The organism is Roseospira navarrensis (assembly GCF_009601025.1).
Lineage (GTDB): Bacteria > Pseudomonadota > Alphaproteobacteria > Rhodospirillales > Rhodospirillaceae > Rhodospira > Rhodospira navarrensis.
On the sequence record NZ_WIVE01000001.1, the window covers coordinates 31,979 to 52,203 of the forward strand.

Sequence of the window (20,225 nt, forward strand, 5' to 3'; positions counted from 1 at the left end):
AAGGGGTACGATACCGCATCGACCGGCGAGCCGGAACCGGGAAGGGTCACGCCGGCTTGCCGTCGTCCCGCAGCGCCACATAGATCGCCGGGATCACCAGCAGGGTGAGCGCGGTGGACGAAGCCAGCCCGAAGCACAGCGAAAGCGCCAGCCCCTGGAAGATCGGGTCGGTCAGGATGAACGCCGCGCCGATGATGGCCGAGACCGCCGTCAGCAGGATGGGCGTGAAGCGGATCGCCCCGGCGTCCAGCAGCGCCTCGCGCAGGGACGAGGCCGTCGGCTGGCGGTGCTTGATGAAGTCCACCAGCAGGATGGAGTTGCGCACGATGATGCCGGCCAGGGCGATGAAGCCGATCATGGACGTGGCGGTGAACGGCGCACTGAACAGCCAGTGCCCGAATACGATGCCGATCAGGGTCAGCGGGACCGGGGTCAGGATCACCAGCGGCGCCTTGAACGAGCCGAACTGCGCCACCACCAGCAGGTAAATCCCCAGGATCGCGACCCCGAAGGCCGCGCCCATGTCGCGGAAGGTGACGTAGGTGATTTCCCACTCGCCGTCCCACAGCACGGTGGGGGTCGCCGACGTCTCCGGCTGGCCATAGAGGCTGATCGCCGGCTTGGGCAGGCCCAGGCCGTCCCAGTCGTGGGCGTCGATGCGGTCCTGCACCTCCAGCATGCCGTAGATGGGGGCCTCGAAACGGCCGGCCAGTTCGGCCTGCACCATCTCGGCGAAATGGCCGTCGCGGCGGAACAGCGTGTGCGACGCGGGCTCGCGCGTCACCCGCACCACGTCGCCCAGCTCCACGATGCCGTCGGCGCCGGGCACGGGGGTGGAGAGCAGGTATTCGCCCGGGCTCAGGCGCGCCTTGGGCAGACGCACGGCGATCTCGACCGGGTCCACGCCATGGCCCCGGTGGGAGTAGCCCACGCTGACCCCGCCCAGCAGGGCGGAGAGGGTATCGAAGACGGCTTCCTCCTCGACGCCGTGATACTCCAGCGCCTGCTGGTCGAGCGCGAAGCGCAGGCGCTCCGCCGGGTCGCCCCAGGAATCGTCCACATCCACGATGAAGTCCACGTCGCGGAAGATGCCCTTGATCTCCTCGGCCACGGCGCGGCGGGTCTCGGCGTCCGGGCCGTAGATCTCGGCCAGCAGGGTGGCGAGCACGGGTGGGCCGGGCGGCACCTCGACCACCGACAGGGCGGTGCCCTCGGGCAGGTCCATGTCCGCGAGGCGCTCCCGCACCTCCAGGGCGATAGCGTGGCTGGCCCGCTCCCGGTGGTGCTTGGCGGTCAGGTTCAGTTGCAGATCGCCCATGTAGGGGTCGTTCCGCAGATAGGAATGCCGCACCAGGCCGTTGAAGTTGAACGGCGCCGCCGTGCCCGCGTGCAGTTGCATGGAGACCAGCTCCGGCAGGTCCGCGAGGCGACGGGCGGCGTCCATCAGGGTGCGCTCGGTCTGCTCCAGCGGGGCGTCCTGGGGCAGGGTCAGGACGACCTGCAGTTCGCTCTTGTTGTCGAACGGCAGCAGCTTGACGGTGACGTGCTGGGTGTAGAACGGCACACAGGCCACGATGGTGGCGATCCCCACACCGATGAGGAACATCCACGCCCGCGCCCGGGTCTTCAGCACCGGGGCGGCCACGCGGCGGTAGAGCCGCCCCAGCCGGCCCTCGGCCTCGCCCTCGGTCGGGTCCCGAGGGGTCCCGTCGCCGCCCGGCCCCTCGCCCGGGTCCGCCTCGGGCTCGCCCGGATCGCCCGGGGCGGCATAGGGCACGCCCATGCGCCGCGCGGTGCCGCGCCCGGCGATCTTGACCAGCAGCCAGGGCGTCAGCATGACCGCGACGAAGAACGAGAACACCATCGCCGCCGAGGCATTGGCCGGGATCGGGCTCATGTACGGCCCCATCAGGCCCGAGACGAACATCATCGGCAGCAGCGCCGCGATGATGGTCAGGGTGGCGATGATGGTGGGGTTGCCGACCTCGGCCACGCCCTCGATCGCCTTGCGCATGATCGAGCGGCCGTCCTTCATGGCCCAGTGCCGGGCCATGTTCTCGACGATCACGATGGCGTCGTCCACCAGGATGCCGATGGAGAAGATCAGCGCGAACAGGCTCACCCGGTTGATGGTGTAGCCCATCATCCAGGCCGAAAAGAGGGTGAGCAGGATGGTGGTCGGGATCACCACCGCCACCACCATGCCGGCGCGCCAGCCGATGGCGAGCGTGATGAGCGCCACGATGGTGATCGTCGCCATGCCCAGGTGCGACAGCAACTCGTTGGACTTTTCCAGCGCGGTTTCGCCGTAGTTCCGGGTGACGGCGACCTCGATCCCGTCCGGCACCACGCGGCCCCTCATGTCCGCCAGCCGCTCCAGGATGGAGTCGGCGACGACCACGGCGTTGGCCCCCTTGCGCTTGGCGAGCGCCACGGAGACCGCCGGGGTGGCGCGGATGGTGTCCTGATCGGCGGCGGGGTCCGTGGCCGGCTCCACCTGCCACACACGGTGATCCACCGGCTCGGTGCCCACGATCACGTCGGCCACGTCCTTGACGTAGACCGGCCGGCCGTCGCGCGTGGTCAGCAGCAGGTCGCCGATGTCGGCCACCCCCTGCAGCGTCTGGCCGGCCACCACGGGCACGCTGTCCCCCGCCTCGCGCAGGCGGCCCAGCCGGATCGAGCGGTTGGCGTTCTCCAGCTTCTCCACCAGCCGGTTCAGCGTCAGGCCGTACATGGACAGCCGCTCCGGGTCGGGCTCGACGCGGATCTGGTCGGTGCGGCCGCCGACGATGAAGGTCAGGCCCACGTCCTCGACCTTGATGAGTTCGACCAGCAGTTCCTCGGCCACGGCGTGCAGGCCGGCGTCCGTCCAGCGGTCGGCGACGTCGGCCTCGGGCGAGAGGGTCAGCACCACAATGGGTACGTCGTTGATGCCGCGCCCGACGATCAGCGGTTCCGGAATGCCCAGCGGGATGCGGCTCATGTTGGCGCGGATGGTCTCGTGGACGCGCAGCATGGCCACGTCCTCGTCCGTGCCCACGTTGAAGCGCGCCGTGACCGTCACGCCGTCGTCCACGGTCTGGCTGTAGACGTGATCGACGCCGTCGATGCCCTTGACGATGTCTTCCAGCGGCTTGGTGACCATCTCGGCGGCGTCCACGGCCTTCAGGCCGTTGGCCTGGACCATGATGTCCACCATGGGCACGGAGATCTGGGGTTCCTCCTCGCGCGGCACCATGACCAGGGCGAGCACGCCCACGACGATGGCGGCCAGCAGCAGAAGGGGGGTCAGCGGGGAGCGGATGAAGGCCTTGGTGAGATGACCGGAGACGCCGAGTTTCATCAGGAGTGACCCTCCCCGGCGTCGGCGTCGGCGTCGGCGTCGGACTCGGCCCCGCCCGCGATGGCGCCGCACTGCACCGGCATCAGCACGTCACCGGGGCGCAGGCCCGACAACACCTCGATCCCGCCGGGCACCCGCGCGCCGGTCTGCACGATGACCACGCGCCGGCCCTCCAGGCACACGCTGGTCACGCCGAAGCGCGTGCTCACATAGTCCGGCGGCACCACATAGGCGGTGCGCTGGCCGGTCACGATGTCCACAAGGGCGCGCTCGCCGACGAAATAGCCGCCCAGGTCGTCCACGCGCACGTCGGCGATGACGCGGCCGTTCCGAAGTTCCGGGTAGACCTTGACGATGGTGCCCGTGCGCCAGTCGTCGGCCGAGACGTCGCCGGTCTCCAGACCCAGGCCGCGCGGCCCGACCCGAACCGAATCGCCGGTCTCGATGAAGCGGGCGTGCCGCTCGGGCAGGCGCAGGCGCAGGATGAACCGTTCCGTGGCCACGCGGGCGATGGGCTCGCCGGGCAGGACCACGCTGCCGTCGGAGATCATCACCTCCAGCACGCGCCCGGCCGCCGGGGCCAGCACTTCGCCTTCGCTGACCTGCTGGCGCAGCACGTCCATTTCCGAGCGCAGGGAGTCGAGCTGGCGTTCCGCCACCTCCAGCGCCGTGCGGGCGGAATCCAGGCGGCTTTGCGGGGCGGCGCCCTGGGAGCGCAACTCCCGCGCCCGGCGCAGATCGGTGCGGGCCTGATCCACGGTCGCCTGCTGGGCGTTGAGCTGGGACTCCAGCGCCTGCATCTGCGGGGCCAGCTTCTCGTCCACCACCAGGGCGAGGCGCTGGCCGTTGGTGACCGCATCGCCCTCGTCCACCGTCAGGTCCCGCACCGTGCCGCTGAGCCGCGCGCGGGCCGCCAGCACGTCCACGCTCTCGACCGTGGCGAAGACGGCCTTGCGGTCGGCGATGGTCTGCGGCCGGACGGTCAGCGGCTCGGCGGACGCGGGGCCGGCGGACGCCACGGCGGCGACCATCAGGGCCAGAATCGGGGCCAGCAGCAGGCGCGGGACGGTGGCGCGTCCAGGACGGGGCAGGGGCATGGGGTCTCTCCCTTGGCGGGCGGGGGCGGGCGGGTGGATCGCACGGCCCCCGGAACAAACGCGTTGACTTTATATTAGTGTGCGCTAATATATGCAACATGATTATGCACGTGGATCGACTGCACGCGCACAGCGCGCGCGCCGCCGCTGTCCTGAAGGCGCTCGGCAATGACCGCCGCCTGCTGATCCTCTGTGCCCTGGCGGGCGGGGAACACACGGTGGGCGATCTGGAAGCGCGCGTGGGCCTGAGCCAGTCGGCCCTGTCCCAGCATCTCGCCCGGCTGCGGCGGGACCACCTGGTTGCGACCCGGCGGGTGGGGCAGCACATCCACTACCGGATCGCCAGCGATGAAGTCATGGCGATCATTGAAACCCTGGCGCGGCTGTACTGTCCGGTTCCGGAGCCCGCGCCGCCCCGGCCCCGATAGCGGGTCCGGAACGCAAACCACACCAAGGAGGTTCCCGCCATGTCCATCGACAAGATCGTGCTCGCCTTTGCCGGCACCGTGGTGCTGGTCACCGCGCTGGTGGCGCTGTTCACGCCCTACACCTGGGTGCTGTGGCTGACCGCCTTCGTCGGCGCCAACATGCTGCAGGCCGCGTTCACGGGCGTTTGCCCGCTGGCGATGATCCTGAAGAAGATGGGCGTCAAGCCCGGCGTGGCGTTCGGGTAGGGGGAGACACAACCCGCTTCGCGGCGGGTTTCGCCTGCGACAGCGGCGATCCCGCCGGGGGGCCGCTGGATGGCGGGTTGCGCCTTTGGCGCGACCCCGCCCTATACCGACACACCCGCCCGGGCGGTCGATGAAACGGGCGGATAGATCGGCCCGACCCGGCCTATCCCAGCGCGCGGGCGCCGCGTTCGGGCGGCACCCCGTTGCCTTCGGCGCGCCCCGCCAGTTCGGCGGCCAGGGTGGGCAGCACGGCGTCCGTCGTGTCCACGACGGTGAACAGCCGGCGGCTCGACTCGCCGGCGAAACCGTCGGCGATGATGCGGTCCACCAGCGCCAGCAGCGGATCCCAGTACCCGCCGATATTCAGCAACGCGATGGGCTTGTCGTGCAGGCCGAGCTGCCGCCAGGTCATGATCTCGAAGGTCTCGTCCAGCGTGCCCAGCCCCCCCGGCAGCACACAGAAGGCATCGGCGCGCTCGAACATGCCCAGCTTGCGGGTGTGCATGTCGGGCACGATGTGCAACTCCGGCAGGGCCTTGTCCGCCACCTCGATGCGCTCCAGGTGCTCGGGGATGAAGCCCGCCACGTGGCCCCCGGCCTCCTGGGTGGCGCGGGCCAGCTCGCCCATCAGCCCCACCCGGCCGCCGCCGAACACCAGGGTGCGGCCGCTGGCGCCGATGGCCGTGCCCAGCGCGCGCGCGGCAGTGACGAGATCGGGGTTGGCGCCGGAACGTGCGCCACAGAACACGCACAGGGAGGTCAGCTCGGCCATGATGATCCTGCAGAAAAAGGGGAAGACCCGGAGATGCCCTGTTGTAGAGCATCGCCCCCGGGCATGGAAAGAGGCACCGCTCGGGCGATCCGCTCTGGCCTGACCGGACGCGACGGCGCATGGTGGGGCCGTTCCTGCCACCGTCCGGAGACCCGCCATGGCTCACCCCCGCCCCTGGATCGTGATCGGCGCCCTGCTCGGCCTGCTGGCCGTCGCCCTGGGGGCGTTCGCCGCCCACGGTCTGGAGGCCGCCGGCGACACCCGGGCCGTGGAGCTGGTCAAGACGGCCGCGCACTATCAGGCCGTCCACGCCATCGCCCTGGTGCTCTGCGGCCTGCTCGCGCTGATCGCGGGGCCGGACAGCCGCGCCGCCCGCTGGGCCGGCCGCGCGGGCGTGGCGTTCCTGATCGGGGTGCTGCTGTTCTGCGGCGCGCTCTACGGCATCGCGCTGGCGGGCGCGCCGCTGGGCATGGTGGCGCCCTTCGGCGGCACCGCCTTCATGGTCGGCTGGGGCCTGCTGGCGGTGGCCGGCCTGCGCCTGCCCTCCGCGCCGGGCAGGGACGCAAAGGGCTCATGACGGCCCCGCGCGGATTCCCACCCGTGCGCTGTTGGATTCCGCGAGGAATCCGGGTACAAACATCGGGTTGAAGAAGGGCCACGCCCGTTGAGCGTGACTCGCACCCCCGCGTTCGACCTCACACCGAACAGGCGTTGGCAGGCAGGCACAGCATGTCGAAGACCATTCTGATCGTTGAAGACAACGAGCTGAACATGAAGCTGTTCAACGATCTGCTCCAGGCGCACGGATACACCACGCTGCAGACATCCGACGGACGCGAGGTGATGGGGATCGCCCGGGACCACAAGCCCGACCTGATCCTGATGGACATCCAGCTTCCCGAGATCTCCGGCCTGGAGATCACCAAGATGCTGAAGGAAGACGAGGACCTGAAGGCCATTCCGGTGGTCGCGGTCACCGCCTTCGCCATGAAGGGCGACGAAGAAAAGATCCGCGAGGGCGGCTGCGAGGGCTATATCGCCAAGCCGATCTCGGTGGCCAACTTCCTGCAGACGGTCAGCAAGTTCCTGAACTAAAGCAAATCCCGAGCGATCCGGTACGGATCGCGACGACGATTTGCGTCAGTATGACAGGCTGGCCCGCACCCCACCGCCAGGGGGCGCGTCCCCCGGCGGACCCGCGTTTTGCGTCACACCACCACCTTGCCCGGATTGAACAGGCCGTCGGGATCGATGGCCCGCTTGACCGCGCGCATCATCTCCAGTTCCACCGGCGCCTTCAGGCGTTCCAGCTCGCCCACCTTGATGCGCCCGACGCCGTGTTCGGCGGCGATGGAGCCCTCCATCTCCACCACGATGTCGTGGACGATGCGGTTCATCGCGTCCCACTGCGCCAGGTACTCCGCCTTGTCCATGCCCTCGGGCTGGGTCAGGTTGTAGTGCACGTTGCCGTCGCCCAGGTGCCCGAAGGGGCACGGCCGCAGGCCCGGCATGGCCGCGGTCACCGCCCGGTTGGCGCGGGCGATGAACGCCGGGATGTCGGAGACCGGCAACGAGACATCGTGCTTGATCGAGCCGCCCTCGAAGCCCTGGGCCTCGCTCATGGATTCGCGCAGCCGCCACAGCGCGTCGCGCTGGTCCAGGCTTTCGGCCAGCACGGCGTCGCCGATCAGGCCCTGTTCGAGAGCCTCGCCCAGCAGCCCTTCCAGGTCCTCGCGCACACTGGCGGCGGAGTCCGGCCGGGCGCTGGACAGCTCGATGAGAACATACCAGGGCCAGGGCGACTCCAGCGGGTCCGAACAGCCGGGCATGTGGCGGCAGGTGATCTCGATCCCGAAGCGGGGCATGAACTCGAACGCCGTCACCCCGTCGCCGGACCACGCGCGGGCGTGCCGCAGCAGGGCGGTGACGGTCTCCAGGTCGGACACGCCACAGAACGCCGTCGCGGTCGCCACTGGCTTGGGGTACAGCTTCAGGGTCGCGGCCGTCACGAGGCCGAGCGTACCCTCGGACCCCACGAACAGGTGACGCAGGGCATAGCCCGCGTTGTCCTTGCCCAGCCGGCGCAGGCCGTTCCAGATGCGGCCGTCGGGCAGCACCACCTCCAGGCCCAGCACCTGCTCGCGCATGTTGCCGTAGCGCAGCACGCCGGTGCCGCCGGCGTTGGCGGCGATGTTGCCGCCGATCTGGCACGAGCCCTCGGCGGCGAGGCTGACCGGGAACAGGCAGTCCGCGTCCTCGGCGGCGGCCTGCAGGTCGGCCAGCACCACCCCGGCCTCGACCGTGGCGGTCAGGTTGACCGGATCCAGCGCCCGGATGCGGGTCATGCGAACGGTCGAGATCACGACCTCGCCGCCGTGATCGAACGGCACGTTGCCGCCCACCAGGCCCGTATTGCCACCCTGCGGCACCATCGGCACGCCGGCCTGATGGCAGGCGGCGACGACGGCCGCGGCCTCCTCCGTGGTGGCCGGCTTGACCACCGCGCGGGCCTTGCCGTGGAATAGACCGCGCGGCTCCACCATGTGCGCGGCCATGTCCTCGGCCGTGGTCAGCACGGCCCCGGGGCCGACAATCTCGACGAAGCGGGCCAGCAGCGGGTCGGTGGGCGTGGGCGTGGTCGTGGCGGCGGCAGCGGAGTCGGTCATGGGGTCTCCCTGAACTCGTCCCGGGCATAGCCCTGGGCGTACAGAAGCGCGGACAGGTCGCCGTGGCGAACCACCGCGCGAGCCTCGGCCGCGACGGCGGGGCGGGGCCGGAACGCCACCCCCAGGCCGGCGGCCAGCAGCATGGGCAGGTCGTTGGCGCCGTCGCCCACGGCCAGGGTGCGGGACATGGGCAGGCCGAGGCGTCCGGCCTCCCGCATCAGCGTGTCCAGCTTGGTGCGGCGGTCGCGCACCGGCTCCATGACGCGGCCGGTCAGGCGACCGTCCTCGATCTCGACATCATTGGAGACCTGGGCATCGAAGCCGCACAGGTCCATCACCCGTTCGGTGAAATACCGGAACCCGCCCGAGACCAGCAGGCAGCGCGCGCCGGACGCCTTCATGGTCGCGACCAGCGTTCGCGCGCCCGGGGTCAGGCGGGTTTCGGCCCAGGTGTCGGCGAAGGCGCCCTCGGTCAGGCCCACGAGCATGCCGACGCGCTCGCGCAGGGCCTCGGCGAAGTCGATCTCGCCGTTCATGGCGCGGGCGGTGATGGCCGCGATGGCGTCGCGCAGGCCGACGTGGGCGGCCAGATCGTCCAGCGTCTCCGAGGTGACGATGGTGGAGTCCATGTCCGCGATCAGCAGGGCCTTGCGGCGGTCCGCCATCGGCTGGGCCACGATGTCCACCGGCCGATCGCCCAGCGCCATGCGGGCCGCGCCCTCGGCCTGCTCCGGGGCAAGCCCGGCGAAGGCGAGATCGCAGGCCTCGCCCTTGGCCAGCCAGCGCGGACGGTCTTCCTCGGCGCCCAGGCGGTCCAGCGCGGACCGCACGGCCTCGACGCGGGGCGCGTCCAGCGCGCCGGACCCGGGCGCGGCGACCAGGGTCAGCACGCCGTCCAGCCCCTGCGCACCGGGCGAGGGGTCGTCATGAGAGGACGCGGCGCGGGACGCGCTGGGCGGCGGGGTCGGGGTATCCATGAAGGAGCGGCTCCGGCAGAGGCAGGGGACGCGGGTGAGGCGTCGTCCTTTAGCGCGGATCGCCCCCGGATGGCAACGCGGGGGGTGGAGTCAAGAGTCGGCCCGCGTCAGCACCGCGGAGAACGCGTACCCGCGGTACAGCGGCGTGATCGCCACGTGGGCGCGGCCCTCGGCGTGGATTTCGCGCAGGTAGGCCACCAGTTCCGGGCGATAGTGCACATGGAACAGGCCGAGCCACCAGTACAGCACGGCGCGGAACCAGCCCGGCAGCCCGGCCTGATCGCCGAAATCGACGATGTGGATGCGGCCGCCCGGGCGGACCAGCCCAAGCGCATGATCCACCGAGTCGCGCCACGGCGGAATCATGGACAGGCTGTAGGAGAACACGACGTGATCCAGCGGCCGGTCCAGCCCGAACAGCGCCTGCGGATCGAAGTCCTGGGCCAGGGCATGGGCCAGCGGCACCCGCTCGCCCAGGCCCGCGCGGTCCAGCTTGCCGCGCGCGGTCTCCAGCATGGCGGCGCTGGCGTCCAGCCCCATCAGGCGCGCGCGCGGCCAGGCCTTCGCCATCTTCACCAGATTGCGGGCGGTGCCGCAGCCAACCTCGCACACCGTCTCGCCGTCCGCCGCGCCGAGATCGCGGATCAGGCGGTCCCGGCCCAGCAGGAAGTATTTCCGGGTCAGGTCGTAAATGTGCCGCTGCTGCCGGTAGATCCGGTCCATCAGGTCGCGGGCGTCCATGGGGTCGGCTCGCTTTCGTCCGGGATCACGCCGCGCGGCGGATGTACAGGTGGAAGCCGCCGTAGATGGACGCCCGGTCTTTCTGCGACCGAGCCTTGCAGTCCTCCACGTCGTGATCCCAGACCTCCAGCAGGTCCGGCGTCAGCTTGTGGTTCAGCGGACTGTCGTCGCCGGCGGTGCGGAAGATGACGCGGGCGCCGGGCTTGGCGGTGCGCACGATCTGCGCCCAGAGAGCATTGAGTTGGCGCTCGTTCATCCAGTCCTGGGCATCCAGCAGCACATAGCCGTCCAGGCTTTCCGCCGGCTGCTCGGCCAGCCAGTCGGTCATGGAGGCGTGATGGATGGTCACCCGGTCGGACAGGTCACGAAGCGTTTCGTAGTTTTCCCGGCGCAGATACCGGGGCACCGCCTTGCGGTAATGGCGGTCGTACCCCCGACCGAAGGCCTGCCACGCGAAGTAGTTTTCCTCGATGGGATAGTCACAGGCCAGCCGCTCCAGGCGATCCCGCAACAGCTTGGCGATGTCGCCGTTGGACGAGGCCATCAGCGCCTGGAACTGCGCCGGCGGAATGCCCAGGCCGTACAGGGTGACCGGCATGCCGCACAGGGCCCGCACCAGCTTCTTCTCGAACAACGGCGAAATGGTCGCATCGAACATCGCCCGCTGTTCTTCCGGCGTGCGCACGGCCAGCAGGACGCGCGGGTTCGTGCCGTGGACGCGGGCGACGGCATGCACCGAGCCGATGAAGCGGCCGAGCAGCCCGAACTTGTAGATGTTCTTGGTGAAGTAGTTGATGCGCCGCCCGTGCAGCGGGGTCCAGGCCGTCCAGTATTTGCGCGTATGTTCGTCCAGGTGCGGCAGCAGATACTTGGCGAAGGCCCGGCGGTTGCCGCGTTCGTCGGCGTGGCCGAAGAACCGGAAATACGTCTCGTGATCCGGGAAGTGCGTCAGCGCGGCCTGCTTCAGACGGCTCAGCGCCACGTGGGCCGGATTCAGGTCGACGGCGTCGATCCGCGCCGGCCCTTCCGTCAGGTAGTTCAGCACGTTGCACCCGCCGGACGCGATCGTCACGATCCGCTTGTCCGGGGTCAGGTCCAGCGCATCCAGATCGACCTCCGGGTCCTCCCAGATCTGCGGGTAGACGAAGCCGCGGAACATCAGCGTGAACAGCCGCTCCAGCGCCCCTTGCCTGGAAATCGCGCGGCTGTTGTGGACAGCGGCGTTGAGCAGGGCGTTCTTCTTCATGGCGTCTGGATTCCACACGGAGCTGGAGGGCACGAAACGGCGGCATCCCCGCCCTTGAGAGGGGGCGGGGCGAAAGGCGGCGCATCCTACTGTCTTTCGACCGGCGACGAAACCAGATTCGACACCGATGCGGGCACGCGGGTCAGCGCGCCGAAAACGCCGGTTTTCTCTTTCCCTTGAAGGCGTTGACGCCCTCTTCATAGTCCTTGGTGGTGAGGAAGTCGTAGCACTCGTCAAGCTCGCTCTGCGAGACCGGGTGCGGGGTCACCAGCCGGCGCACGAAGCGCTTGTGCCAGCGCGCCACCAGCGGCGCGCCCAGCCCGATGCGCTCCACCACCCCGGCCATGGTCTCGTCCAGGGCCTCGGGCTCCACGGCGTAGTTGACCAGACCGGCCTGCAACGCCCAGGCGGCATCCAGGATCTTGCCTTCCAGCAGGATCTCGTTCATGCGCGCGGGTCCGATCAGGCGCTGGATGGCCTCGATCTCGGGATACGCCATGACGACGGAGATGCGCGCGATCGGCACCCCGAACTTGGACCGCGTGGTGGCCACCCGCAGGTCGGCCATGCACGCCAGCTCCAGGCCGCCGCCGACGCAGGCGCCGTCGATGCGGGCCACCACCGGCGCCGGGCACTCCCGCACCGCCTTGAGCGCGCGGCGCAGCATCAGGTCATAGGTCTTGGCCTGCTCGGGCGTCGCCCGCACGGTATCGAACTCGCCGATGTCGGCGCCCGCCGCGAAGGCCTTGCCCGCGCCCTCCAGCACCACGCAGCGCAGGCTTTCGTCCTCGGCCAGGGCCTCGAACGCCTCGGCCAGGCCCTGCCACATGGGCAGGTCGAGCGCATTCAGCTTGTCGGGCTTGTTCAGGGTCACGGTGGCGACATGGCCGGAGTCGTCCCGGCGGGTCAGGATGGCGTCGTCGGACATGAACGGGGTCCCTGCGGTTGTCTGGCGCGGGTCTCCGGGCGGGGACCCACGGGGCGATTGCGGTGGCGCCCTTATAGCCGGTAAACAGGGCCGGATCGACGGAGAAATCCCCGCCGCCCCCATCGGAGCCCAAGACATGACCCCCGTCCCCGCCCCCGCCCATCCCGACGACCGTCAGGCCCGCTACAAGGACGCGGGGCGGCTGGTCGCGCAGATCCTGCTGGAGACCGGCGCCGTCAACTTCCGGCCGGAAGAGCCGTACACCCTGACGGCGGGCTGGGCGAGCCCGGTCTACATCGACTGCCGCCGCCTGATCTCGTTCCCCCGGGCGCGGCGGCGGATCATCGCGCTGGCCACGGACCAGTTGCAACGGGACGCGGGCTTCGAGGCGTTCGACGCCGTCGCCGGCGGCGAGACGGCCGGCATTCCCTACGGCGCGTGGCTGGCCGACGCCTTCGACCTGCCCATGCTGTACGTGCGCAAGAAGCCCAAGGGCTTCGGCCGCATGGCCCAGATCGAGGGCACCTTCCCGGAGGGCGCGCGCGTGCTGCTGGTCGAGGATCTGGCCACCGACGGCGGCTCCAAGCTGGCGTTCTGCACGGCGCTGCGCGAGGCCGGGGCGCAGGTGTCGCACGCGTTCGTCGTCTTCTTCTATGGGGTGTTCCCGGGTGCGCTGAAGACACTGGAAGAGGCGGACGTCTCGCTGCACTTCCTGTGCACCTGGTGGGACGTGCTGGAAGAGGCGGAGGCCCGCCGCGCCTTCCCCGAGGCCGCCATCCAGGGGGTGCGCGACTTCCTGCACGACCCCATCGGCTGGTCCGCGCGCCACGGCGGCCGAAGCGAATAGGCGACGGCCGGGCGGCCGATGAGCCGGGCCGCAATCGGACGCGTAGACCAGACGTGCATTGCGCCCTGAAGCCCGGACCCGTCCCATGGAAGACACCCTACTCGCGCTCGAAACCCCCGTCCGGCTGGCCGTGTTTCTCGGCCTGTTCGGCGCCATGGCGTTGTGGGAGGCGCTGGCCCCGCGCCGGCCGCTGATGACGCATCGGGCCGTGCGCTGGCCCAACAACCTGTCGCTGGTGGTGATCGACACGCTTGCGCTGCGCCTGCTGCTGCCGATCCTTGCGGTGGAGGCGGCGCTGCAGGCCCAGGCGCGGGGCTGGGGCCTGCTGACCCTGCTGGACGTGCCGGGCTGGGTGGCCGTGCCGCTGGCGATCCTTCTGCTCGATCTGGTGATCTATGCCCAGCACGTGGCCTTTCATAAGGTTCCCCTCCTGTGGCGGCTGCATCGGGTGCACCACGCTGACCTGGACTTCGACGTGACCACCGCGCTGCGATTCCACCCGGTCGAAATCGTGCTGTCCATGCTGCTGAAAGTGGTCGTGGTGGTGGCGCTGGGCGCGCCGGCGGTGGCGGTGCTCCTGTTCGAGGTGATGCTGAACGGCGCCGCCCTGTTCAATCACGGCAACGTCTCGCTGCCCCCGGCGGCGGAACGCTGGCTGCGCCGGGTGGTGGTCACGCCGGACATGCACCGGGTCCACCACTCGATTCACCGCGCCGAGACGGACAGTAACTACGGGTTCGCCCTGTCCTGGTGGGACCGCCTGTTCGGCACCTACACCGCCCGGCCCCGCGACGGGCACGACGGTATGACCATCGGTCTCGACCTGTTCCGCACCCCGCGCGACCTGTGGCTGGACCGGCTGCTGATCCAGCCCTTGCGGGGGACCGCCCGGCGGTGATGAGGTAGGCGCGTCCGCCGTGCCGCCCCCCTTGGGAGAACCCGTCCGTGTCCGCCCCTGCCGCCGTCCCTGCCGCCGTCCCTGGCTTCGCCGCCGCCGACCACCCCGCCGCCGGCGGGCTGTTGACCATCGACCTGGATGCCCTGACCGGGAACTGGCGCCGCCTGCGCGACGCCCTGTCGCCGGGCACCGAATGCGCCGGCGTGGTGAAGGCCAACGGCTACGGGCTGGGCGCGGTCACGGTGGCGCGGGCGCTGAGCCGGGCCGGCTGCCGGACGTTCTTCGTGGCGCAACTGGACGAGGGCCTGCGGCTGCGTCCCACCCTGCCCCGGGATGCGCGGCTGTTCGTGCTGTCGGGACCGGCCCCCGGCACGGCGGCGGCCTTCGCGGCGGCGGGCCTGATCCCGGTGCTCAACAGCCCGGAGCAGATCGCCGCGTGGGCGGATCTGGCCCGCGCCCGGGACCGCGCCCTGCCGGCGGCGATCCACGTGGACACGGGCATGGCCCGCCTGGGCCTGACCCCGGGCGAGGTGGCCGCGCTGGCGGCGGACGGCGGCGTGCCGCCGGGTCTCCGCCCGGTGCTGGTCATGAGCCATTTCGCCTGCGCCGACGAACCGGGGCACCCGCTCACCCCGCGCCAGATCGAGGCGTTCCGGGCCGCGCGGGCGGCCTTCCCGGGGGTGCCGGGCAGCCTCGCCAACTCGGCGGGCGTGTTCCTGGGTCCCGAGGCGTACCACGACCTCGCCCGCCCCGGCGTGGCGCTGTACGGGTCAAACCCGACGCCCGGCCGGCCCAACCCGATGGCCGACGTCATCCGGCTGCAGGGCCGGGTCCTGCAGGTGCGCTGCGTTGACGCTCCCGGAAGCGTTGGATATGGTGCATCGCATCGGGTGGCGTGCCGCTCTCTCATCGCAACCGTCGGGATCGGCTATGCCGACGGCTTTCCCCGGTCGGCCAGCAACAGCGCGGTCGGCTACGTGGGGGAGACGCCGGTGCCGATGGTCGGGCGGGTCTCCATGGACTTGGTCACTTTCGACGTCAGCGGGCTGCCCGCCGACCGGATGGTGCGGGCCGGGGATCTGATCGACCTCATCGGGCCGCACAATCCCGTCGATGATCTGGCCCGGCGCGCCGGCACCATCGGCTATGAGATCCTGACCACGCTCGGGCCGCGCTATGCCCGGCGGCATGTGGATCGGGCCCGGCGCGGTCCGGACCGAGGGGATGGAAAGGACAGCGGATCGTGAATGTTCTGGCCATCGTCGGGCGCGTGTTCCTGACCTTTTTGATCCAGGTGGGGCGGCTCTCCATCTTTACCGGCCGTGCCGTGGGCCACATGGTGCGCCCGCCGTTCTATCCGCGCCTGATCGGGCGGCAGATGGTCGAGATCGGCTATTACTCGCTGCCGGTGGTGGGACTGACCACGATCTTTTCGGGCATGGTTCTGGCGCTGCAAAGCCACACCGGCTTCGCCCGCTTCTCGGCCGAGGGCGCGGTGGCCACCGTCGTGGTCATCTCCATCACCCGCGAGCTGGGGCCGGTGCTGGCCGGCCTGATGGTTGCCGGCCGCATCGGCGCGGCCATGGCCGCCGAGATCGGCACCATGCGCGTGACCGAACAGATCGACGCCCTCAGCACGCTGTCCACCAACCCGTTCAAGTATCTGGTCGCCCCGCGCCTGATCGCGGGCGTCACCATGCTGCCGCTGCTGGTGCTGGTGGGCGACGTCATCGGCGTGTTCGGCGGCTACCTGATCGGCACCACCAAGCTGGGCTTCAACCCGGCCACCTACATCGCCCGCACCGCCGAGTTCCTGGAGGTGATCGACGTGGTCTCCGGCCTGGTGAAGGCGGCGGTGTTCGGCTTCGTTATCGCCCTGATGGGCTGCTACCACGGCTACTACTCCAAGGGCGGCGCCCAGGGCGTGGGGGCCGCGACCACCAACGCGGTGGTGAGCGCGTCCATCCTGATCCTGATCCTGAACTACGTCATCACCGAGCTGTTCTTCGCGCAGTAGCGTTTGAAACCAACGGCCTCTGACGAGGGCCGTTGGAGTCCCTGGCCAGCCCTCTCCCCCACCCGGCCACCCAACGCCAGTATCCTATGGGTGGCCGGGTGGGGGAGAGGGCTGGTCCCGAAAAGCGGATGAGCCCCGCTCATCCGCTGGTGATATGGAGATCGCCGGCGCGGTCGCGCCGGATAAGTGTAGACCCGCCGTTCACGCGGCGCCGGTTCGGTTCGTCCTGATCCCCGCGGCGTGCCGATGTCTTGACCCAACGGACTGGCCCATGACCGGACCCACCGCCCCAAAGACCACCGGAGAGACCAACGCCCCGCCCAAGATCCGCCTGCGCGGCGTGCGCAAGCGGTTCGGCGCCAACGTGGTGCTGGATGGCATCGACCTGGACATCACCGCCGGGGAATCGCTGGTCGTGATCGGTGGTTCGGGCACCGGCAAGTCGGTGCTGCTGAAATGCGTGCTCGGCCTGCTGCGCCCCGACGAAGGCTCCATCGAGATCGACGGCGAGGAGACCGTGGGCCTGTCCGGCCGCGCCCGCGACCGCGTCAACGCGCACATCGGCATGCTGTTCCAGGGGGCCGCGCTGTTCGACAGCCTGCCGGTCTGGGAGAACGTGGCCTTCGGCCTGATCCAGGGACGCCGGGGCAAACGCGAGGACGCCCGCGCCCGCGCCATGGCCTGTCTTGACGAGGTCGGTCTTCCCGATCGGGTCGCGGATTTGTTTCCGTCTGAGATGTCGGGCGGCATGCAGAAGCGCGTCGGCCTCGCCCGCGCCATCGCCGCCCAGCCCGACATCGTGTTCTTCGACGAGCCCACCACCGGCCTCGACCCCATCATGGCCGATGTCATCAACGACCTGATCGTCGCGACCACCAAGGAATTGGGCGCCACCGCGCTGTCCATCACCCACGACATGGCCAGCGCCACCAAGATCGGCGACCGCATCGCCATGCTCTACAAGGGCAAACTGATCTGGGTCGGCGCCGCCAAGGACGTGTTCGACAGCGGCAACGCCCATGTGGACCAGTTCGTGCACGGCCGCGCCGACGGCCCCATCACCCAGGAGGCCGAGGCCGACTAGAGGGTCCGCCCTCCTCCCTTGTCTCCAGGGCAACGGGTTCAGGTTGACATGACGGCCTGTTCCGCGCCGCCTGAGCAGGCCTCTCGAGATCCCTCGTCTCGCTTCGCTCACTCGGGATGACACCCTAAAATTATAGGATGTCATCCTGAAGCCGCGAAGCGGCTGAAGGACCTCGAGCGCAGGTCTCCGACCCCCTGCAAAGACCTGGAAGAGCGATCCCGTTAACCTGAGCCCGTCGCCCTCCCCCCTCGCACGAACACTGGCAGGCGCGGGGCCGGATCGGCTAGGGTAAGACCAACGATCCCATCCCTTCCACCACAGGAGACACGCCCGCCATGGCCATGGACGCCGGTACCCTGAAGAGCATGATCCTGGACGCCTTCCCCGATGCCCGCGTGGACATCGACGACTTCCAGGGCGACGGCGACCACTACGCCGCCAACATCGTCTCCGAGGCGTTCCGGGGCAAAACCCGGGTCCAGCAGCACCAGATGGTCTACGCCGCCCTGAAGGGGAAGATGGGCGGCGAACTGCACGCCCTGGCGCTGCAGACCAAGGCGCCGGAGTAACCCCGCGCCGGTCTGTCTGCCTTCCGATGCTGGCTGCCCCTCCTTGATTGGCCCCAGACGGCCCGCCCGTGACCTTTGGGCTCAGGCCGTCCGGCCGCGCCTTGACGATTGAAGGACCCCGCCGATGAAACTCACCGACCATCGCCTCCTGCGCCAGCAGTGCTACATCAACGGCCAGTGGTGCGACGCCGACGGCGGCGGCACGTTCCCCGTCACCAACCCGGCCACCGGGGCCGAACTGGCGCGCGTGCCCGACATGGGCGTGGACGAGACCCGCCGCGCCATCGAAGCCGCCAACGCCGCCTGGCCGGCTTGGCGCACCAAGACCGCCAAGGAACGCGCCAACATCCTGCGCGCCTGGTTCAACCTCATCATGGCGCACCAGGAGGATCTGGCCGTCCTGATGACCGCCGAACAGGGCAAGCCGCTGGCCGAGGCCAAGGGCGAGATCGCCTACGGCGCCAGCTTCGTCGAATGGTTCGCCGAGGAAGGCAAGCGCATCTACGGCGACGTCATCCCGTCGCACGGTCCGGACAAGCGCATCCTGGTGCTGAAGCAGCCCATCGGCGTGGTCTGCGCCATCACGCCGTGGAACTTCCCCACCGCCATGATCACCCGCAAGTGCGCGCCGGCGCTGGCCGCCGGCTGCCCGGTGGTCATCAAGCCGGCGGCGCTGACCCCGCTGTCCGCGCTGGCGCTGGCGGAACTGGCGCACGAGGCCGGCATCCCGCCCGGGGTGCTGAACATCCTGACCACCAAGCGGTCGTCGGCGATGGGCGGCGAGATGACCTCCAACCCGCTGGTCCGCAAGGTCTCGTTCACCGGCTCCACCGAGATCGGCAAGACGCTCATGGAGCAGTGCGCCGGGACGGTGAAAAAGGTCTCGCTGGAACTGGGCGGCAACGCGCCCTTCATCGTGTTCGACGACGCCGACCTGGATGCCGCCGTGGCGGGCGCGATCGCGTCCAAGTACCGCAACACCGGCCAGACCTGCGTCTGCGCCAACCGCCTGATGGTGCAGGACAGCGTCTATGACGCCTTCGCCGAGAAACTGGCCGCGGCCGTCAAGGACCTGAAGGTGGGCGACGGCCTTGCCGGCGAGACCCAGCAGGGCCCGCTGATCGACGCCGCCGCGCTCGACAAGGTGCAGGACCTGGTGGGCGACGCCACCGCCAAGGGGGCGCGCGTGGTGCTCGGCGGCAAGCCGCACAGCCTGGGGGGCACCTTCTTCGAGCCCACCATCCTGGCCGACGTGACGGACTCGATGCGGCTGTTCCGCGAGGAGATCTTCGGCCCCGTCGCCCCGCTGTACCGCTTCTCGACCGAAGACGAGGCCATCCGGATGGCCAACGACACCGAATACGGCCTCGCGGCGTACTTCTACGCCCGCGACATGGGCCGCATCTGGCGCGTGTCCGAGGGCCTGGAATACGGCATCGTCGGCATCAACGAGGGCATCATCTCCACCGAGGTCGCGCCCTTCGGCGGCGTCAAGGAATCGGGCCTGGGCCGCGAGGGCTCCAAGTACGGCATCGATGACTTCGTGGAAATCAAGTACCTTTGCATGGGTGGCGTGGACCGTTAGCCCCCACGCCGCATCCTGGAGGGGGATGCGGCGCCGGACCGGCCATCAAAGGGAGCCCCAGACGGCGTCATGGCACGGGACAAACCGACGGCGGCGATCCTGGCCGACGACGACGGCGACGGCAAGGCGGCCCTGGGCTGCCTCGCCGCCCTGCTGGTCATCGGCGGCATCGCGGGCGCCATCGCCCTGTTCGCGGATTTCGGGTCGGGGCAGCAGGTCGGGGACTCGGTCTCCGGCGATCTGCCCATCACCCGGGTCGAGGCCCTGGAGAAGCAGCGGGCCTCCACCGACGGGCCGGGCCGCATCCTGGCCCGCAACCTGGAGCCCGGCGCCACCTCGGGCGCGGTGGCGGGCTATTCCGGCGTGGTCTCCGACCTGCTGGCCGAGTTCTACGAACACGGCATCGAGCCGGAGACCCTGGAACGCGAACTGAAGCGCCGGTCCGTCTGCTACAACGGCCGGCCGGCGCGCATCGTGCCGCTGGTGCTGGCCACGGATTCGGAGGGCTTCGCGCTGTCCTTCGGAGCACCCGGGTTCGACGAGGGCGACCCCCGCCCCCGCATCGAATTTTTTCATGGGATCCAGAAGGACCTGGAAACCCTATATTACGCGAGTCTGACGCACGAACCCCTGCCCGGGTTCGACCAGATGGGCGAGCGCATCCCGAACACCCGCAAGGATGTGGGGCGGGTCATGCTCGAATGGGTGGCCGAGGTGGCCAACACATCCTGCCCGGAGTAGGGGACCGGACCCTGCCCGGGGCGCAGCCAAGGCAATG

Annotated in this window: 20 protein-coding genes; 12 read left to right on the top strand and 8 right to left on the bottom strand. The window is 69.9% G+C overall.

All coding sequences use genetic code 11. From position 1 onward, the window contains the following. Positions 1-46 precede the first annotated feature (46 nt). Positions 47-3,346, bottom strand: coding sequence for an efflux RND transporter permease subunit (locus GHC57_RS00160; protein WP_153339901.1), 3,300 nt, complete (start codon positions 3,344-3,346; stop codon positions 47-49). Beyond that, positions 3,346-4,443, bottom strand: a complete 1,098-nt coding sequence (locus tag GHC57_RS00165) for an efflux RND transporter periplasmic adaptor subunit (RefSeq protein ID WP_246152028.1) — start codon at positions 4,441-4,443, stop codon at positions 3,346-3,348. Before GHC57_RS00165 ends, GHC57_RS00160 begins: the two co-directional genes overlap by 1 nt. A 104-nt stretch (positions 4,444-4,547) precedes the next feature. Between GHC57_RS00165 and GHC57_RS00170 the strand changes: the two genes are divergently transcribed. Further along, positions 4,548-4,871, top strand: a complete 324-nt coding sequence (locus GHC57_RS00170; RefSeq protein ID WP_153340266.1) for an ArsR/SmtB family transcription factor — start codon at positions 4,548-4,550, stop codon at positions 4,869-4,871. Positions 4,872-4,910: 39 nt separating this feature from the next. Then, positions 4,911-5,117 (top strand): YgaP family membrane protein, encoded by a 207-nt coding sequence (locus GHC57_RS00175; protein ID WP_153339903.1) that lies wholly within the window; start codon positions 4,911-4,913, stop codon positions 5,115-5,117. A gap of 163 nt (positions 5,118-5,280) precedes the next feature. Here the strand turns inward: GHC57_RS00175 and GHC57_RS00180 are convergent, their stop codons facing one another. Continuing rightward, complete coding sequence (locus tag GHC57_RS00180) at positions 5,281-5,889, bottom strand: LOG family protein (RefSeq protein WP_153339905.1); 609 nt, start codon at positions 5,887-5,889, stop codon at positions 5,281-5,283. A gap of 157 nt (positions 5,890-6,046) precedes the next feature. On the opposite strand from GHC57_RS00180, the gene GHC57_RS00185 reads away from it, so the two are divergent. Both GHC57_RS00185 and GHC57_RS00190 read left to right on the top strand, forming a co-directional pair. After that, complete coding sequence (locus tag GHC57_RS00185) at positions 6,047-6,466, top strand: DUF423 domain-containing protein (protein WP_153339907.1); 420 nt, start codon at positions 6,047-6,049, stop codon at positions 6,464-6,466. Between the two features lie 152 nt (positions 6,467-6,618). Next, entirely contained in the window at positions 6,619-6,984 is a 366-nt protein-coding gene (locus GHC57_RS00190) for a response regulator (protein ID WP_153339909.1), read from the top strand. 113 nt (positions 6,985-7,097) lie between these two features. On the opposite strand, the gene GHC57_RS00195 is transcribed toward GHC57_RS00190, so the two are convergent. The 5 genes from GHC57_RS00195 to GHC57_RS00215 form a co-directional block, all read right to left on the bottom strand. Further along, on the bottom strand, positions 7,098-8,555 hold the full coding sequence (locus tag GHC57_RS00195; protein ID WP_153339911.1) for an FAD-binding oxidoreductase: 1,458 nt from the start codon (positions 8,553-8,555) through the stop codon (positions 7,098-7,100). Then, positions 8,552-9,454 carry a phosphoserine phosphatase SerB gene (serB, locus tag GHC57_RS00200; protein ID WP_153340268.1) on the bottom strand — a complete coding sequence of 301 codons (903 nt, stop codon included), beginning with the start codon at positions 9,452-9,454 and terminating at the stop codon, positions 8,552-8,554. Before serB ends, GHC57_RS00195 begins: the two co-directional genes overlap by 4 nt. Before the next feature lie 168 nt (positions 9,455-9,622). Then, entirely contained in the window at positions 9,623-10,273 is a 651-nt protein-coding gene (locus tag GHC57_RS00205) for a class I SAM-dependent methyltransferase (RefSeq protein ID WP_153339913.1), read from the bottom strand. A 25-nt stretch (positions 10,274-10,298) separates the two neighbouring features. Next, positions 10,299-11,519, bottom strand: coding sequence for a BtaA family protein (locus tag GHC57_RS00210; RefSeq protein ID WP_153339915.1), 1,221 nt, complete (start codon positions 11,517-11,519; stop codon positions 10,299-10,301). A 142-nt stretch (positions 11,520-11,661) separates the two neighbouring features. Beyond that, positions 11,662-12,447, bottom strand: a complete 786-nt coding sequence (locus GHC57_RS00215) for an enoyl-CoA hydratase/isomerase family protein (protein ID WP_153339916.1) — start codon at positions 12,445-12,447, stop codon at positions 11,662-11,664. Between the two features lie 136 nt (positions 12,448-12,583). Between GHC57_RS00215 and GHC57_RS00220 the strand changes: the two genes are divergently transcribed. The 8 genes from GHC57_RS00220 (at position 12,584) to GHC57_RS00255 (ending at position 20,188) form a co-directional block, all read left to right on the top strand. Next, a complete protein-coding gene (locus GHC57_RS00220) occupies positions 12,584-13,294 on the top strand; it encodes an orotate phosphoribosyltransferase (RefSeq protein WP_153339918.1) in 711 nt (236 codons plus the stop codon). 85 nt (positions 13,295-13,379) lie between these two features. Further along, complete coding sequence (locus GHC57_RS00225) at positions 13,380-14,192, top strand: sterol desaturase family protein (protein WP_153339920.1); 813 nt, start codon at positions 13,380-13,382, stop codon at positions 14,190-14,192. 119 nt (positions 14,193-14,311) lie between these two features. Then, positions 14,312-15,439, top strand: coding sequence for an alanine racemase (gene alr / locus GHC57_RS00230; RefSeq protein WP_153340270.1), 1,128 nt, complete (start codon positions 14,312-14,314; stop codon positions 15,437-15,439). Then, the gene (locus tag GHC57_RS00235) at positions 15,433-16,209 is read left to right on the top strand and encodes an MlaE family ABC transporter permease (RefSeq protein WP_425500622.1); all 777 of its coding nucleotides are present in this window, start codon (positions 15,433-15,435) and stop codon (positions 16,207-16,209) included. Before alr ends, GHC57_RS00235 begins: the two co-directional genes overlap by 7 nt. A 271-nt stretch (positions 16,210-16,480) precedes the next feature. Then, the gene (locus GHC57_RS00240) at positions 16,481-17,293 is read left to right on the top strand and encodes an ABC transporter ATP-binding protein (protein ID WP_153339922.1); all 813 of its coding nucleotides are present in this window, start codon (positions 16,481-16,483) and stop codon (positions 17,291-17,293) included. 335 nt (positions 17,294-17,628) lie between these two features. After that, positions 17,629-17,862 carry a BolA family protein gene (locus GHC57_RS00245; RefSeq protein WP_153339924.1) on the top strand — a complete coding sequence of 78 codons (234 nt, stop codon included), beginning with the start codon at positions 17,629-17,631 and terminating at the stop codon, positions 17,860-17,862. Between the two features lie 124 nt (positions 17,863-17,986). Beyond that, positions 17,987-19,447, top strand: coding sequence for an NADP-dependent succinate-semialdehyde dehydrogenase (gabD, locus tag GHC57_RS00250; RefSeq protein ID WP_153339926.1), 1,461 nt, complete (start codon positions 17,987-17,989; stop codon positions 19,445-19,447). 69 nt (positions 19,448-19,516) lie between these two features. Next, entirely contained in the window at positions 19,517-20,188 is a 672-nt protein-coding gene (locus GHC57_RS00255) for a hypothetical protein (protein WP_153339928.1), read from the top strand. Positions 20,189-20,225: the final 37 nt, after the last annotated feature.